Source organism: Ruegeria sp. HKCCSA071 (genome assembly GCF_017872555.1).
Taxonomy (GTDB): Bacteria; Pseudomonadota; Alphaproteobacteria; order Rhodobacterales; family Rhodobacteraceae; genus Ruegeria.
This window is the reverse complement of record NZ_JAEDOX010000010.1, coordinates 76,892-92,172: the sequence shown is the minus strand read 5'-3', so window position 1 is coordinate 92,172 and position 15,281 is coordinate 76,892. Positions and strand designations below refer to the sequence as shown.

14 protein-coding genes are annotated in these 15,281 nt (G+C 56.8%); 8 read left to right on the top strand and 6 right to left on the bottom strand.

Translation table 11 applies throughout. The features are described from left to right. Positions 1-164: 164 nt before the first annotated feature. Positions 165-1,640, bottom strand: a complete 1,476-nt coding sequence (locus tag I9188_RS16355) for an NAD-dependent succinate-semialdehyde dehydrogenase (RefSeq protein WP_209507227.1) — start codon at positions 1,638-1,640, stop codon at positions 165-167. A gap of 286 nt (positions 1,641-1,926) precedes the next feature. On the opposite strand from I9188_RS16355, the gene I9188_RS16350 reads away from it, so the two are divergent. The 8 genes from I9188_RS16350 (at position 1,927) to I9188_RS16315 (ending at position 9,581) form a co-directional block, all read left to right on the top strand. Continuing rightward, a complete protein-coding gene (locus tag I9188_RS16350) occupies positions 1,927-3,006 on the top strand; it encodes a hypothetical protein (RefSeq protein ID WP_209507226.1) in 1,080 nt (359 codons plus the stop codon). Positions 3,007-3,050: 44 nt separating this feature from the next. After that, positions 3,051-3,395, top strand: a complete 345-nt coding sequence (locus I9188_RS16345) for a hypothetical protein (protein ID WP_209507225.1) — start codon at positions 3,051-3,053, stop codon at positions 3,393-3,395. Continuing rightward, entirely contained in the window at positions 3,388-4,506 is a 1,119-nt protein-coding gene (locus I9188_RS16340; protein ID WP_209507224.1) for a hypothetical protein, read from the top strand. The genes I9188_RS16345 and I9188_RS16340 overlap by 8 nt, the downstream gene beginning before the upstream one ends. Positions 4,507-4,561: 55 nt before the next feature. After that, complete coding sequence (locus I9188_RS16335; protein ID WP_209507223.1) at positions 4,562-6,493, top strand: ATP-binding protein; 1,932 nt, start codon at positions 4,562-4,564, stop codon at positions 6,491-6,493. Between the two features lie 69 nt (positions 6,494-6,562). Then, the gene (locus tag I9188_RS16330) at positions 6,563-7,324 is read left to right on the top strand and encodes a hypothetical protein (protein ID WP_209599680.1); all 762 of its coding nucleotides are present in this window, start codon (positions 6,563-6,565) and stop codon (positions 7,322-7,324) included. Next, a complete protein-coding gene (locus tag I9188_RS16325; RefSeq protein WP_209507221.1) occupies positions 7,321-8,658 on the top strand; it encodes a DUF6638 family protein in 1,338 nt (445 codons plus the stop codon). Before I9188_RS16330 ends, I9188_RS16325 begins: the two co-directional genes overlap by 4 nt. Before the next feature lies 1 nt (position 8,659). Then, entirely contained in the window at positions 8,660-8,926 is a 267-nt protein-coding gene (locus I9188_RS16320) for a hypothetical protein (RefSeq protein ID WP_209599214.1), read from the top strand. A gap of 10 nt (positions 8,927-8,936) precedes the next feature. Further along, positions 8,937-9,581 carry a DUF1523 family protein gene (locus tag I9188_RS16315; RefSeq protein WP_209507219.1) on the top strand — a complete coding sequence of 215 codons (645 nt, stop codon included), beginning with the start codon at positions 8,937-8,939 and terminating at the stop codon, positions 9,579-9,581. Between the two features lie 53 nt (positions 9,582-9,634). Here the strand turns inward: I9188_RS16315 and I9188_RS16310 are convergent, their stop codons facing one another. The 5 genes from I9188_RS16310 to flhA form a co-directional block, all read right to left on the bottom strand. Further along, positions 9,635-10,729 (bottom strand): flagellar basal body P-ring protein FlgI, encoded by a 1,095-nt coding sequence (locus tag I9188_RS16310; RefSeq protein WP_209507218.1) that lies wholly within the window; start codon positions 10,727-10,729, stop codon positions 9,635-9,637. After that, complete coding sequence (locus I9188_RS16305) at positions 10,726-11,139, bottom strand: flagellin (protein ID WP_245220646.1); 414 nt, start codon at positions 11,137-11,139, stop codon at positions 10,726-10,728. The genes I9188_RS16310 and I9188_RS16305 overlap by 4 nt, the downstream gene beginning before the upstream one ends. A gap of 199 nt (positions 11,140-11,338) precedes the next feature. Further along, positions 11,339-12,427, bottom strand: coding sequence for a flagellar type III secretion system protein FlhB (locus I9188_RS16300; RefSeq protein WP_209507217.1), 1,089 nt, complete (start codon positions 12,425-12,427; stop codon positions 11,339-11,341). After that, positions 12,424-13,197 (bottom strand): flagellar biosynthetic protein FliR, encoded by a 774-nt coding sequence (locus I9188_RS16295; RefSeq protein ID WP_209507216.1) that lies wholly within the window; start codon positions 13,195-13,197, stop codon positions 12,424-12,426. Before I9188_RS16295 ends, I9188_RS16300 begins: the two co-directional genes overlap by 4 nt. Beyond that, positions 13,194-15,281 (bottom strand): flagellar biosynthesis protein FlhA, encoded by a 2,088-nt coding sequence (gene flhA / locus I9188_RS16290; RefSeq protein WP_209507215.1) that lies wholly within the window; start codon positions 15,279-15,281, stop codon positions 13,194-13,196. Before flhA ends, I9188_RS16295 begins: the two co-directional genes overlap by 4 nt.

Below are 15,281 nucleotides of genomic sequence, written 5' to 3'. Positions count from 1 at the left end.
GGGTCGGATCGAGCCCTCTACGAGAACTCCCCGCGATGCTTGTGCGCAGGGAAATCATGCTTGGTGAAATAAGCTCATTGCCCAGCCGCCACCGGCCCGTTTGACCGGAACAACGCCTCACCTGTGGGCAGAGCGGCCACCGCCCAAGGCGATGGCCCCCCAAATCAGACCGACATGCAGACGTATTTCATCTCAAGATAGTCCTCCATGCCGTGATGGCTGCCTTCGCGGCCCAGGCCGGATTGCTTGACGCCGCCGAACGGGCCCAACTCGGTCGAGATGATGCCGGTGTTCACGCCGACAATGCCATATTCCAGCGCCTCGGCCACTTTGTAGACGCGGCTCAGATCCTTTGCATAGAAATACGAGGCCAGACCAAAGATCGTGTCATTCGCCATAGCGATCACGTCATCTTCATTTTCGAACTTGAACAGCGGTGCCAGCGGGCCAAAGGTTTCGTCCTGCGCCACCATCATGTCCTGAGTCACGCCGGTCACGATGGTCGGCTGAAAGAACGTACCGCCCAGATCGTGAGGCAAGCCACCGGTCAGAACGGCGCCGCCCTTGTCCGTGACATCCTTGATATGCTCTTCCACCTTGGCGACCGCATCGGCATTGATCAGCGGGCCGGTTGTGATGCCCTCGGCCAGACCGTCGCCGATTTTCAGGGCTTCGACCGCCGCTTTCAGTTTGGCAGCGAACGCGTCATAAACACCGGCCTGTACATAGATGCGGTTGGCGCAGACACAGGTCTGGCCGTTATTGCGGAATTTGCACAGCATCGCGCCCTCGACCGCAGCATCCAGATCGGCGTCATCAAACACGATAAAGGGTGCATTGCCGCCCAGTTCCATCGAGCATTTCATGACCTGATCAGCTGCTTGCCGCAGCAGGATACGCCCCACCTCGGTCGAGCCGGTAAAGGTCAGCTTGCGCACGCCGGGGTTTTCGCAGAACTCCTTGCCGATCTCGCTGGACTGGGATGAAGGCACCACGTTGAACACACCAGCTGGCACGCCGGCTTGTTCCGCCAGAAGCGCCAGAACCAGCGCGGACAGTGGTGTTTCTGCCGCCGGGCGGGCAACAAAGGCACACCCCGCCGCCAGCGCCGGTCCTGCCTTGCGGGTGATCATGGCGTTGGGAAAGTTCCAGGGTGTGATCGAAGCCGCCACACCAATGGGCTGTTTCAGCACCATGATCCGTTTGTCGCGCTGATGCCCCGGGATGGTCTCGCCATACACTCGCTTGGCTTCTTCACCGAAGAACTCGATGAAGGACGCACCATAGCCGATCTCGCCGATGGCCTCAGCCAGTGGTTTCCCCTGTTCTGCGGTCAGGATCTTGCCCAGATCTTCGGCGTTCTCCATCATCAGGTCGAACCAGCGCCGCAGGATCGCTGCACGTTCCTTGCCGGTCAGCTTGGCCCATTCCTTTTGCGCGGCCTCGGCCTGCGCAATTGCTCCGGCAACCTGCGCCCGGCTGACATCGGCCACTTTGGCCACCACATCGCCCCGGGCCGGGTTGGTCACGTCGAAAGTACCGTTGTCACCATCCACCCACTGACCACCGATATAGGCTTTGGTTACAAGCAAGTCAGGGTTCTTCAGAATTGATTTCAGATCGGTCGTTGCGTCCAGCATGTCATTCTCCGCGCAGAAATTGAGTTGCCGCACCCAATCAGGTGTTGAAGGCTTTGTCTATGTCCACCGATGCGTGCCGATCAGCCCAGTTTTGATCAAATTATTTTCTGACCCAATCGTTGCAGCATAGTCGCATGGTTGAGTTCTACGTCAGGTTGCGATCACACGGCTTTCCTTTCCACCCCAAGTTTGCCAGAGTTTGCGTGATTTTTGGACTCAAGGGGATGTAAATGACCGTAACATTTCCTATCTTACTGGGTAATTAAAGAAAAAAAGGACAGTAGAGATGTCGAACCAGCAATTCGAAGCGCTTATCAAAGAAACGCAAACGAAAGTGCGCGAAAGCCAGTCGCAGATCGAGGGGCTGACCTCGCGCATTGAAGCGGCCCGCGCCAAGATCGGCACCGCCGAGGCCGATATCGACATCGAAAACGCCACGCTCGAGGATGTGCATGCCCATACCGAGGTGATGAATGCCAATATCGCCGAGCTGATCATGGGTCTGGATGATGTCACCAACGCGTTTTCCAAGGACTTCGACGAGATGCGCTCGAAAACCGGGTGGGAGTCGTTTGTCGGCATCTTCTCGAAAGGAAAATCCGAGTCGATGCGGCAGGAGCGGATGCGCACCGCCAATATCGACGACAAGTTGCAAGACCTGATCGCCAAATCGGACGTGATCGTGAAGCTGCTGCAAGGGCAGCTGACCGCGCTGGAAGAACAGCGCGTAAAGGTTGAAGACAACCTGAGCGGCACGCTGGACGATCGCGAGGCCACCGTGGCCGAGTTGGAGGCGCTGCGCGCCGAAATTCAGGGCATGGACCCGGCGATCATCACTTTGGAGAACAAAATCTCCGTCGAACAGGACGCCGCCGCGCGTACCCAGCTGGAAACCGAACTGGCTGAGCTGAACAAGCAATACAACGCCAAGGTTCAGGAAGAGCAGGTCAAGCTGGCCAAGTCCCAGACGCTGGAGCGTTATATCGAAAAGGGCAAGACCTGGGTCGATTCACTCCAGAACCAGGCGGCGACACAGATGGTGCTGATCAACAAGCTGCAGACAGACACGCAGCAGCGCGTGGTTCTGTATGATGCCCTGACCAAATCGCTGAAAACCGCGCAGCAGCAGGACGTGGCCCACCGTATCAACGAGATCGGCGTGCAGACCGACCAGGAGGCGCAAACCGCCATGGCCGCCATCGGCACCGCAACCAACCAGAAAATGGCCGACATGCTAGAGGCGCATGAGGATCACATGGTCTTTGCCCGCGACGTGCTGGAGAAAAAGGCCAAGGCGGATGAACGGTTCGCGCGCCGGTTTGCCTCGATTGTCGAGAAGCATGATAAGAATTTGTATGGTGGGTGATGAGTAACCCAAGGATAAGAGCTTGTCTGGCGTACGGACTATTTTTGTTTGCCCTGACATCGCTGACGTTCTCGGTGCCAGTCTATTTTTTAGATTCAGTGAACATGGAATACAATAATGGGTTCAGCGGGGAGGCTGGAAAATACACAACACCAGGTTCCCAACTTATCGTGATGCTTTTCGCTTTTCCTTTTGCGTTTGGTTTCTTTGGTGCGGTTTTGGGGTGGCAAGCGCGTAAGCAGCGCCAGTTAACCCTTTTGGCCGCTTCCAACCCGTTGGCACCGGAGTACTTGAAGAAAAAATCAAAAACGCGGTTCTTGGACCAGACTCTCTACCGATTGAATGTAGACGGTACCGATATGCAAGTCTCTGGGATCAAAAATGACTGACCCCACCCAAGACCATGTCGGCCTGACCGACACCTTCGCCTCGCGTCGCTATTTCCGCAAATTTGAGGTGATCACTGTCCACCTGCTGCGCGTGGCCGCGACGATGGAGGCCGAGGGCGCGATCAGCAAGCAAGAGGTGCGGATCGTGTCGCGCTACCTCTCGGGGCTGCTCTACACCTTTCGCGCGCTTAGCATGAAATACCTTCTGGTTGGGCGCGATACAGGGCGGTTCTTTGGCAGCCTCGCCATGGACAAGCGCGACAGCGGGTTTCCGGTGGCGGCCGAGTTGCTGACCATGGCCAATGACGCGCAGCAGGCACAGGTGCATCTGGCGAATATGCCCTCGGAAGATGACCTGAAAACCGACATGGTCCGCACGATCATTGGTGACCGGGAAATCCCCACCAAGCTGCAATTCGCGCTGTCGCAAAGGCTCTATTACGAAGAGTTGCTAAAAGGTCAGCTGTTCTGGGCCCGGAACGATCCCGAATGCCACTGGATCGGGAATGAGGGCGAGCGGCGCAAGTTCATGATCCACTGGGCGGTCTATGACAGTCAGGTCAACCTGCCCGTCATATATCTGATGCAGCTGGAGGACACAGGCAAATCCGCCCTGCCCAAGGATCAACGCCGCTGGCCCGAAGTGCAGGCGCATCTGATGGCGCAGTCTTTGGGCGGGCTGAAACTGGTGACCATAGCCAAGGGCTTTGATCAGGATTTCGATGACCTGCACCCCAAACACCTGCGTCGCATCCATGTGGGGCCGATGTATTCTTCGGCGTTTACCGAACAATCCGGCCCCTTGCGGCAGGTGCTGGAGGATGCGCAATCCCCGCAAGGTCAGGATTGGGCGCTGGCCTGGACCACCGAAGAGCTGCACAGCGAAGAGGTCATCGAGGAACGCGCCGGCTGGTTTTCAACTGTCGAGCGTGAGGTTTTTGCGCTGGATCCTTTTGGCGGGCAGGGGGCCGAGACCGGGGCCACCCGTACCCAACGGTCGATCATCCTGCCACAGCGCCCGTTTCAGGTGCTGGCCGAACGCAACCCGCCGGGTTTTGCCGATGTGCGCAAGTTCGTCGTCAGCAATGCGGGGCAGGTTTTGAGGTACTAATTTTCGCCTTCGGCGAGAGTATTTTTGAAAAGATGAAGCAAGGGCGGTTTTTGAGATGAGTTTGACGTCAGATCAGATGGAATTGCGCGAAGACGACATTCGCAAGCATTATCCGGCAGCGACCGCTTTGCTGAGCGGGTTCGAACATGCGCCGCGGATCGCCAAAGCCGTGGAATCCACCGTTGAACGCTCACCAGGTGTTTCGACTGGTCGGCGGTTTCGCTCGACGACACCGGGGTTGGTGACACGCCGGACCGTGCGCGCAGACGGGGTGCATCTGGTTGAGAGGATCGAAGCCTCGGACGATGGTGATGCTTTGGTCTCACCGCCGCAAGCGACGGCTCAACAGGCGATCCGCCGCGCCATCGCAATCGCTCTGGCCGTGGCCGATACTTATGCGGAACAGACCCCGCTTGCCGATCTGAAACGCGCGAACCTGGCCGGAGATCTGCCCGCCGCGCGGAAGACCGAGTTTTCAGAGGTTCTGACAGCCGAAGCGCTGATCTCGTTACACACGTTCGGCAATGCGCTGGCTTATCTGTTATCCTCGCATCTGGGTGAGACCACGGTTGATATTGGTGAGATCGAAGAGGTCCTGACAGACAATGGCCAGCTCGCCTTGCACGGCGCGCTGTGGGAGCTGGACCAGACGCTGGCCAAACACGCCTCGGACGATGCACATCTGATCGCCGCCGCCAGTGCCTATGCCGAGCAACTGATGGAGAAGTCAGCCCTGCGCGCAGGGTCCGCAGGTCATCTGGCCCCGTTCCAGAACGCAGCCTGGCATATCGAGGCCGATGATCTGACGATCCGGGGGTTCGAGCCGACCTCCAAGGCAAAATCCACCACCTTGACCATGACGTTCAAGAAGCCGAATGAAGTGGTGGGCAACCATATCGCCAAATATCAGGCGATGAAGCTGGCCAAGATGGTGATGGCCTATGATTTCGACCGCCGTCTGAACCCGTTTGCTGAACTTGGCGGGTTCATCTTTACCTTCATGGGCGATGGCAAGCCGGGCACCGGCAAGACCACCCTGATCCAGATGATGGCCGGGCTGATCAATGACTATTGCCAGAACGCGGGCTATCCGTTCCGCTATCAGAATCTGAGCACCGACAATATCGACAGCTATCAGGGCAAATCCGGCCAAAACGCCAAGGCCTTTATCAACACGATCATCGACCCCTCGGTCATCGGGTTCGGCACCATCGACGATATCGACCAGTTGGCGGGCAAGCGCGGCGACCGGCAGTCGTCAGCCGGGCAGTTGGAAATCACCGCCGTGCTGATGGAGAGCTTTGCGGGCGCCAACACTGTCGTGCGCGGCAACTGCACCTTTGGCATGTTCTCGAACTACCCCGAGAATGTGGACGACGCCCTGCGCCAGCGGGCAGGCGCGCGGTTTCTGGTGGACGGGCCGCAAACGCGTGAGGACTACATCGACATCTTGCACCTGTTGATGGGCCGCAACCACGACATCCCGCTGGGTGAACACGAAGCCTATGCCGCGCAGGAGATCAAAAAGGCCGTCGCCGCCAGTTTCGAAAGCCATTCCCGCCCGCATGAGGACGCCTTGTTGCAGGTCTATGACCGGGTGTCTGGCAAGATCGGTCAGATGGACACAATTGCCAAGCTGGGCACCTACCTCAAGGCGATCCAGCAGGCGGATGAGCGCTTTACCGGCCGTGCGATCAAGAACATCACCGACGCGGTCAAGGTCCGCGCGATGGATTTCGAACTGCCCGATGAGTGGATGGAAAACCCCGACCTGTTCCTGTTCCGCGACTACGATACGAAGAGAGCGATGATCGAGGACCTGCGCCAGCCGATCACGGTTGAGATGGTGATGCAGGAAATCAACCGCTACGCCGACAGCGAATTCCGCTATGCCGACAAGAGCGACGAGGTCGCCATCGAAAACGCGGTGCGTGAGATGGGCCGGATGGAAGAGGCCAAGCGGCGGTATCTGGAGGGGAAGGGGTAAATGGACCCTGTCGAACGACCCAGTTTTTGGCGCTTTGGCAACCCCATCATGTGGGCTTGTTTAGCGACAATGGGTTTCATCGCAATGATCGTTTGGTTTGGGTTGGCACCGACGTGCAATGGCGATCTGTTTCCGAAAGGTGACTGTCCTCCAAAATGGCGACACCTCTACGCTGCTCCACCAAATGAGGTGGGAGATACGCTTGCAGGTTTAGCAGGAGTGTTTGCGTTCATTTGGCTAATAGCGACTGTATTGTTGCAATCAGTTGAGCTTGGTGAGCAAAGACGTGTTTTGGCCCTTCAGAAAGAAGAAATGGAAGAACAACGAGCGGCAACACAAGAGATTGCGAAAGCAAATGCTGAGCAAGTTAAAATCTCTGAATTGCAGTACGAGATCTATAGAGATGAAAGAGAACAAAGAAATCAGGCATACGCCCAATCTCAGGCACAAGAACTGTGTTCGCATATACACGAGGCCCTTGTAGAGCTATTCATTTCGCCTCAGAAATTCTCCTCACAATCTAGTGGAACAGTGGAGGTGAGGTTGATGGACCATCTCTCCTTCAATGTGGCAAGTGGTCGAGACTTAAGGGAGCTGGCTACAAAAAAACTCCTAGCCGGTCTTGTGCAGGTGGTCGGTTCGCTGAGCCCAGATGATTTTCCAGAAGAAGATATTGAACCGTCTGATAGGCTAGTTCGTCTTCATAAGCACATAGCTGAGTTAGTATCTCTTGTTGATAAAGCGGGGCCGGTTTCGAAAGCAAAGTACGAAGATGAAGGTTTGTTTGCCGCCTTGATGTATCTTGATCTAAAGTTTGGACGCCCAATATGATCCGCCTCATCGAAAAAGGCCTGATGTTCGGCAACCTCGTCCACATCTCCAGCCCGGCTCTGGTCGAGCGATATAACCGCGCGCTGCAGCATCTGGCGGGCAAGACCACTCAGCTTTCGGATTTTCATGTCGATATCTCGGGCTATTCGCCGGAGGTGGGGATTGAGTTGGATGACGAGCTCTACCTCAACCCCAACGGGGTCAACCGGCAGTTCATCCTGCTGACGACCGAGCAGAAACGCGCGCCTTTGCTGAACGTCAAATTCTCGACCTCTCGCGATATCCTGCGGGAATTCATCGAGATGAACGAAGCGCAGCTGTTCGCCCTGACCGCCACCGATGCCGTGGCCGGAGAGCTGGTGAACTCGGTCTTCAAGCTCAGCGGTCCCCGCGATCTGTTCAATCTGCGCAAAATCGAGATTGAGGCCGACACGGCAGGCGGCACCTTGCGTAAGGCGCAGCAATTGGCGGGCATGGTCGAACAATTCAAAACCGCCGAGGACGCCTGGTTCGACGATGTGTTGATCGCCAGGATGATCGAGACCGCCAAAGAAACCGGCGACGTCACGCGCAACCCCGTCCATCTGCGCCACACGGATTTTGAGCAACGCAACTTCTGGACAGCGCATTTCGGCGGGCTGTACCTGTTCCCGGATCTGGACCACCCGGCGGCGATCTGCATGGGTGAAATGCCTGACGATTTGCCGATCAAATACGTTTTTGACCCGTCGCAGCGAAACCAGATTGCCAAGTTTCTGGATTACAACGATCTGGTCGAACCCATCGTCAAAGCGCGCGGCGTGGATGCCGCCGCGATCCTGCAGCAGAAGATGGATTTCCTGACTGTCGATGCGGCGGCGGATGCAGATGTCGACCTGACCGGACTGGACCGAAGCGATATGCGGCGGTTGGCGCGCAATCACTCGGATCGCTTACCCGAAGCCTATCACGGCATTGCGCAACTGCTGCGCTGGGCAAGCGACGGGGGGCCGTGGCCGCGTATCACGTCGGATCATCCGGCCTATTTCTACACTTTGCGCGCCGCTGACACGCCGAACCGTGATCTGGTGAACATGCTGCTGGCCGAATTGGCCCCGCTGGATCCACGCCAGATGTTCATCTGCCACAAAGAGCTGTTCTATAGCACCTATTCCAGATGGTCCGAGAGCAAGAAAGCCTATGTTGCCGACTTCCTCGCGCGCGAGTATCAGGTGGACAAGCAAGGGGCCCGTGCCGCGCTGTTCGGCCATGAGCCGGATATGAGCGGTGAAGACCGGGTCAGCGATGACATTATCGCGCGGGTCGGTCCGTGGGGTTCGGTAAGGAAAGGCTGAAATGTTCGGGTTATTGCGCCTTTTGCTGATCTTGTTGGTGATCCAGACGATCGCCTATGTCGCGCTGTCTTTCTACTCGCGCGGGATACGCCGTCGTAAACTGGAAAGCTGGTGGGACGAAAAGGGCAAGACGGGCAATAAGGACGCCTTTGTCGAACGCGGATTGCATGTGTATGACAACTCGTTTCGGCGTAAACTGATCCTGGGTGTCTATATCGTGCCGTGGGTGGCGATTGGCGCGCTGATCTACATCGTGAATTACATGTGAGGGTTTAGGCATGGCCTATGTGAAATGGGCGTTCATTATCATTTTCTGGGGTACGATTGCCGTGATCCTGCAATATTCTCTGCCCCAGCATGACATTGTGCGCATCGTAAACACCTACGAAGAGCGACAGGATCTGAACGACTGGACGCGGATTTTCTGGTCTGAACCCGAAGACCAATCCACCAGCCTGTCCAACCGGGATGTGCAATTCATTCAGGCCGTGCGCGAAAATGGCAAGCCGATCGTGTACCGAAACGAAGACACCGGGTGGGGGTGGCCACCTTATTTCAAGTTCGACACAGCGAACCTTTACACTGAAGCCAATGATGCGAAATCGACCAAAGAAAACCCGAAATGGGTGGTCGTAACTCATTACGGATGGCGAAACGAGTTCATGTCGATCTTCCCCAACGCCATTTTCATCAAACATGTGGAAGGGCCGGATGTGCAGGTCATTCCCTGGTTCAACATCATTTTCCTGACAATTTTTGCCGCGCTGGTCTGGGCGGTTTGGGTGCGCTGGCGCAGGTTCCGAAAGGCCCGAATTGATCCGATGATCGAGAATGTGGAAGACGGCTTTTATGCTGCCGGTGACGCGATTGAAGAACGCCGAAACAGATTTCAGCGCTGGCTGGACAGCTGGAAGTCGAAATAGGCCTTAACGTCACGGGCGTGTTTGCGTCAGGCCCTTTGGACTAACGATATCGGCTACCTGACAACAAATTCTGCGTGCAAGGCGCCCGCCGCTTTGATGGTTTTCAGAATATCGATCATATCCTGGGGCGATACCCCCAGCGCATTCAGACCTGCGACAACCTCGGACAAGGTCGTAGCTTCGGGGATTTCGGCAAGGCCGGTTCCTTCTTCCTCTTCGATCCCTGCAATAGTGCGCGGAACGACCACTGTTTCGCCCCTGGCAAACGGGTTGGGTTGCACGGCAATCGGCGCTTCCTGAACTGTCAGGGTCAGATTGCCCTGAGAGACAGCCACACGCGATATCCGAACCTCTTGTCCCATGACAATGGTGCCAGACCGCTGATCGACTACCACACGCGCCTTTGCTTCCGGCTCGACCAGAATATTCTCGATACGCCCGATGGCATGGGCCGTTGACGCTGCCTGAGTTGCAGCAATGTTGAGGTCAACCGTGCCTGAATCGCGCATAATTGCCACAGCTCTGTTGAACTCGGTGTTTATGGCAAATTCAATTCGCGCGGCCGTGGTGAAATCAGGCTCTCTCAATGCCAGGCGCATTTGGGTCAGAGTTGACAAGTCGAACTCAATTTCACGCTCAACACGCGCGCCGGACGGGATCACACCCGAAGTTGGCACGCCGCGCACGACCGACGCGGCCTCTCCTTCAGCCAAAACGCCACCTGCAAGGATTGTGCCCTGTGCAACCGCATAGATTTGCCCGTCTGCTGCGTTCAGCGGGGTCATAACCAGTGTCCCACCTAACAAGCTGTTTGAATCGCCTATCGCCGAAACCGTCACATCGATTTGGCCGCCGACTCTGGCAAAAGGCGGGAGACTGGCTGTCACCAGAACGGCTGCAACATTCTTTGGCCGGAAATCCTCGCCCGTTACGTTGACACCCAAACGCTCCAGGATGTTGGACATGATCTCTTCGGTGAAAGGAGAGTTGCGCAATCCGTCACCGGTTCCGTTTAAACCAACGACAAGGCCATAACCCACAAGATCATTACCTCGGACACCGTCGAAATCGACGAGGTCCTTGAGGCGGATTGCCCCCGCCCAGGCCATACCGGGAAGAAGAATCAGGAGAAGTATCAGCGCCCTCATCTCAGGAAATTCACCAGCGAAAGGTTCGCATTGCGAACGGTTACCGAATAGAGGCTTTCCAACTGAAACTGCACCGTTTGCAATTTCGCCGCTGTTTCATAAGGATCGGCCGCGATCAGTTCGTTCCGGCTGAATTCCAGACTGGTTCGGGCCATCGAATTTCGCGTAGCGGCTTGTTCGATGCGGGCCTCGGCGCTGCCGACCTGAGCCCGCAGGTTTACCGTGGCATCCTGTGCGTTGGCCAGATCGACGCCCAGCTGCGTGAACAGGGCGGTGCGCTGGTCGGAAGAAAGAGCCAACGTATTGTCGGTGGCTAATGCTGCTACCGCAACATCCCTCAGGGCTGCCTTGAATGCCGGGTCGGTTGCCGTAAGTGGCAGCGCGACACTTTCATTTTCCGAGATCTGCATAGGAGAGAGCGTGGGCCCCCCGATATCTGATATCCTTCAGTCAAACCGCTGGCTTTGCGCATCTGGTCAAGCTGATGATCCAGTTTCTCCAATTGGTGCTGAATTCTGACCTCGGCCTCGAGGATCGGGCGGAGTGTCTGAAATTGCTTCTGGAAACCGACGTCGGCTATTGTTTCCAGTCCGCTTAACTGAGTGTCCTTCATCGGATCTGCTCCTTTGCACGTTTCCGCATCGCTTCGGCGAACCTGATTGCAGCGGCAACGGGGCGATAATGCTCTTCGGCGATCTCCTGCCCGATGTTGACAGTTGCGTGAAGCGCACGCGCCGTCGGAGGGTCCGAGTGTATAGGAACGCCAGCCTGACCCGCAGCAGAACGGATGGAAGAGGCCACTGCATCCGTACCCTTGGCGACACAAACAGGAGCACTGCCTGTAGCCCTCGACCATTTCAGCGCAACGGCAAAATGGGTGGGATTTACGATGACAACATCCGCGCCCGGAACATCTGCCATCATCTGGCTCGAGGCGATCTCCTGTGCACGTTGACGTCGGTGTTGCTTTACATACGGGTCGCCTTCGGCGTCCTTAGTTTCATCCTGGAGCTCTTTACGCGACATGCGGTTCTTGCGCATGTGCTCGGCGTATTGCCACAGAAAGTCGATTACGCCGATGCACAGGGCGATGGCAACCACAATGAACAGGAAGCGAAACAACAGGTTCATCATCAGCAGTATGGATGACGTTGCCGGGGCCGCGCTGGCAGACAGAATTTCGGCCAGGTTCGACTTGATGAAAAGTGCGAGGCACAGGCTGTAGATCACCAGTTTGGTTGTACTCTTGGCAAACTCGAACAAACCACCGCGCCCGAACTTGTTTTTTGCATTCGAAACAAGGGATATCCGCGAAAGCTTTGGCTTCAGTTTGCTGGGGGCGAACACCAGCGTGCGCTGAGCAATCAGGTTTAACAGAACGGCCACCGCTGGCAGGCAGAATAACAAGGCAATGGGTGGCAATGCGCTACTCAGAATTTCGGCAACCGTTGCTGCCGCAGGTCCGGTTTTCAGAAGGTTCGCGATCTGGTCGGATTGGTCCATAAGGACCATGAACAGAGTTCCCAATTGCGCGACCGCGTACTGCCCTGCCGCCAACAATGCGATCAGCAGTCCGGTATATGCCGCGACTACCGACAAGTCGTTGGACTTGGGAACTTCACCCTTTTCACGGGCTTTCTGGAGCTTTTGCGGCGTCGGCTCGTATGACTTGTCGCTGTCGTCATCGGCGCCGCTCATCGCTGGTCTCCGATCGGGTTCATGAAGAAGGCAAACAGCGCGTCCGACCAAACAGAGAGGATCAATGGTGCACCCGCAAACAGCAGAAACAGCCCTGCAAATGTTATTGCTGGCGCGCCCACAAAGGCAACCATCAGTTGCGGCATGGCCCGGTTGATGACCCCAAGTGCGAGGTTGTAGATCAACGAGGCGATGACGAATGGCGTTGCCAGCGAGAAGGCCAACACAAAGCTGCGTGAGATTTGTTGCACACCCCAATGGGACAAATCCGGCGCGCTTGGTGCCAACCCCATGGGAAATAGGGCATAACTCTGGATCAAAAACTGCGCGGCCCGAACGTGCAAGCCCATGATGACGGCAAGCGTCACCCCCGCGATCGTTAGCAGATATCCCATCGCCGGAACAGGATCAGCGGCCGCCGCGCCAAGCAATTGTGACAATGACGTGGATTGTGCGGCGATAGATCCGGCTGTTTGCAGCGCCAAAACAAACAGCCGCAGCCCTGTTCGAAGCGCCAGTCCAATCAGGATTTCTGTCCCAACCAGCCGTCCCAGTGTCCAAAGGCTGGGAGACAGGTCTAAATGTTGAATTGTCGGAAAAATGATCAGGGTAAAGGCGACGGAAATCCCCAGTTTCATCCGCGTTGGAATGCTGCGTTCACCGAATGCGGGCAGCAGTGAAACCAGAGCAGAGACGCGCAGAAAAACCGCAAAGGCCGGCCAGAGCGGTTCGGCCAGCCGCGTCAACAATTCTGGCGGCAACGCGATCACGCGGGAACAGTTCCTACCAGCGCGGGTTTGGCTTCCAATCCGATTTCCTCAAAGGACAGAACCGGGCTTGAAACGCCGCGCGCATACATGATCGTACGCAACAATCGGCGTCGCCGGGACGAGGTCACGACCGCAGGAAACAGACCGTTATCAGCAGATCTGGCGATGCTGCTGACCATGCCGTCGGCTAGTTTGTTAAAAAGGTTAGGCGGTAGCGCGACATCCAACCCGGCACTGGGCGCGTCGACCTGGTAGGTGGTGAACGTTTCCTCCCATTCGGGGGCCAGTTGGATTAGCGGAATCGAGCCATCCTCACGCTTCATGTCCGCGACCAGTTGAAAGCCGAGACGCTGGCGAACCAATTCGCAGATGCCTTCAGGTTGGGTGATTGTCAGCCGCGCTTCGGCCACGCTTTCAAGGATCAGAACCATGTTCCGGATCGAAACCCGTTCCTCCAGAAGCAGTCGCAGAACGGCGTGCAATGTGTCGATTGGCACTTTGTCGGGGATCAATTCATCCAGCAATTTGCGGTTTGCTTCAGCCCGAACTGGGTCGCTCAGACGGGTCATTTCGGTCAGCAGGCGGCGCAGGGATTCCAAGGTCAGCAGGCGTGAGAAGTTCTGTTTGATGATCTCAAGCAGGTGCGTGGCCAGAATCTCAGGCGGTGAGACTATGGTGGCCCCGTTCAACGTTGCGTCCTCCTGATGTTTGGGCAGGATCCAGCGGGCAGGCGCGCCGTAAACCGGCTCGGTCACCTCATTGCCTTCGGGCAACAGATCGAACCCGTCCTGAACCAAAGCCAGAACCAGATCGGGGTTCAGAACGCCGCGCGCCTGTTCGACCCCCTGAACCTTGATCACATTGGTTCCGGTTGGCAGGTCGGCTCGATCAGTCAGACGAATTTCAGGCAGGATCAATCCGAAGGTGGACGCCACGTAGGTACGCATATTGGCGATGCGGGCATCCAATCCGGTTCCGGGATTCAAAACCAAGCTTACCAGATCGGGTGCGAATTCAAGGTGCACGTCATCCAGATCCAGAATATCTCCAATAGCCTGCGAGACCGGCACTTCGGTTTCGGTCGCCTGCGACTGCAATGACGGGTCCGTTTCTTTCTGCTTTTTCCGAATTCTGTAGGCCGCGTATCCAAGCACAGCTGCACCGAGGATGAACGGCAGGAAAGGCAGGCCGGGCACCAGCGCAAACAGGACCATCAGAACCGCCACGGTAGACAGCGCAGCCGGATGCCGCCCGAGTTGCGAGAAAATGGCATTGTCGGTGGCACCCTGTGTTCCGCCGCGCGCCAGCAGCAATGCAGAGGCAATCGAGATGATAACGGCGGGGATCTGCGAGACCAGACCATCACCGACCGTCAGGATTGCATATGTCTCGAACGCCGAAGCCACTGGCATTCCGTGCACGATCACCCCAATGATCAAACCCATAACAAGGTTCAGAAGAGTGATCAGAAGACCGGCAACGGCATCGCCTTTTACAAATTTCGATGCACCGTCGAGCGAGCCGAAAAACGTTGTTTCCTGCTGTTCGCGTTCCCGCCGTTCCTTGGCCTGCTGATGGTCGATGGCCCCGGCCGACATGTCACTGTCGATGGCAAGCTGCTTTCCCGGCATCCCGTCCAAGGCAAAGCGCGCGCCGACCTCGGCCATACGGGCGGCCCCTTTGGTGATGACCATGAAGTTCACGATCAGAAGCACGCCAAAAACCACAAGGCCCAGAAAGATGCTGCCGCCCATGACGAAATTGGCGAACCCTTCAATTACGTCACCCGCCGCGTTGGGTCCGGTATGCCCCTGACCGATGATCAGTTTGGTCGACGAGACGTTCAGCGACAGGCGCAGCATCAGCGATGCCAGCAGGATCGTTGGGAAGGACGAGAAATCCAGTGGACGTTCGATGAACAGCGTCAGAGTGAAAATCAGGATGGCCAGCGCGAAAGAGGCGGCTAGCCCGACGTCCAGCACCCCGGCGGGCATGGGCAGGATCATCATGACGATGACGGTCATCAGCGCCAGCGCCAGCAGGACAGTGGGTGAAAACAGGGACCGGATGTCAAACTGGGGCAC

Coding starts and splice junctions, on each gene's coding strand:
- I9188_RS16355 (WP_209507227.1), bottom strand. CDS start 1,640: ATGCTGGACGCAACGACCGATCTGAAATCAATTCTGAAGAACCCTGAC.
- I9188_RS16350 (WP_209507226.1), top strand. CDS start 1,927: ATGTCGAACCAGCAATTCGAAGCGCTTATCAAAGAAACGCAAACGAAA.
- I9188_RS16340 (WP_209507224.1), top strand. CDS start 3,388: ATGACTGACCCCACCCAAGACCATGTCGGCCTGACCGACACCTTCGCC.
- I9188_RS16335 (WP_209507223.1), top strand. CDS start 4,562: ATGAGTTTGACGTCAGATCAGATGGAATTGCGCGAAGACGACATTCGC.
- I9188_RS16330 (WP_209599680.1), top strand. CDS start 6,563: ATGGGTTTCATCGCAATGATCGTTTGGTTTGGGTTGGCACCGACGTGC.
- I9188_RS16325 (WP_209507221.1), top strand. CDS start 7,321: ATGATCCGCCTCATCGAAAAAGGCCTGATGTTCGGCAACCTCGTCCAC.
- I9188_RS16320 (WP_209599214.1), top strand. CDS start 8,660: ATGTTCGGGTTATTGCGCCTTTTGCTGATCTTGTTGGTGATCCAGACG.
- I9188_RS16315 (WP_209507219.1), top strand. CDS start 8,937: ATGGCCTATGTGAAATGGGCGTTCATTATCATTTTCTGGGGTACGATT.
- I9188_RS16310 (WP_209507218.1), bottom strand. CDS start 10,729: ATGAGGGCGCTGATACTTCTCCTGATTCTTCTTCCCGGTATGGCCTGG.
- I9188_RS16305 (WP_245220646.1), bottom strand. CDS start 11,139: ATGCAGATCTCGGAAAATGAAAGTGTCGCGCTGCCACTTACGGCAACC.
- I9188_RS16300 (WP_209507217.1), bottom strand. CDS start 12,427: ATGAGCGGCGCCGATGACGACAGCGACAAGTCATACGAGCCGACGCCG.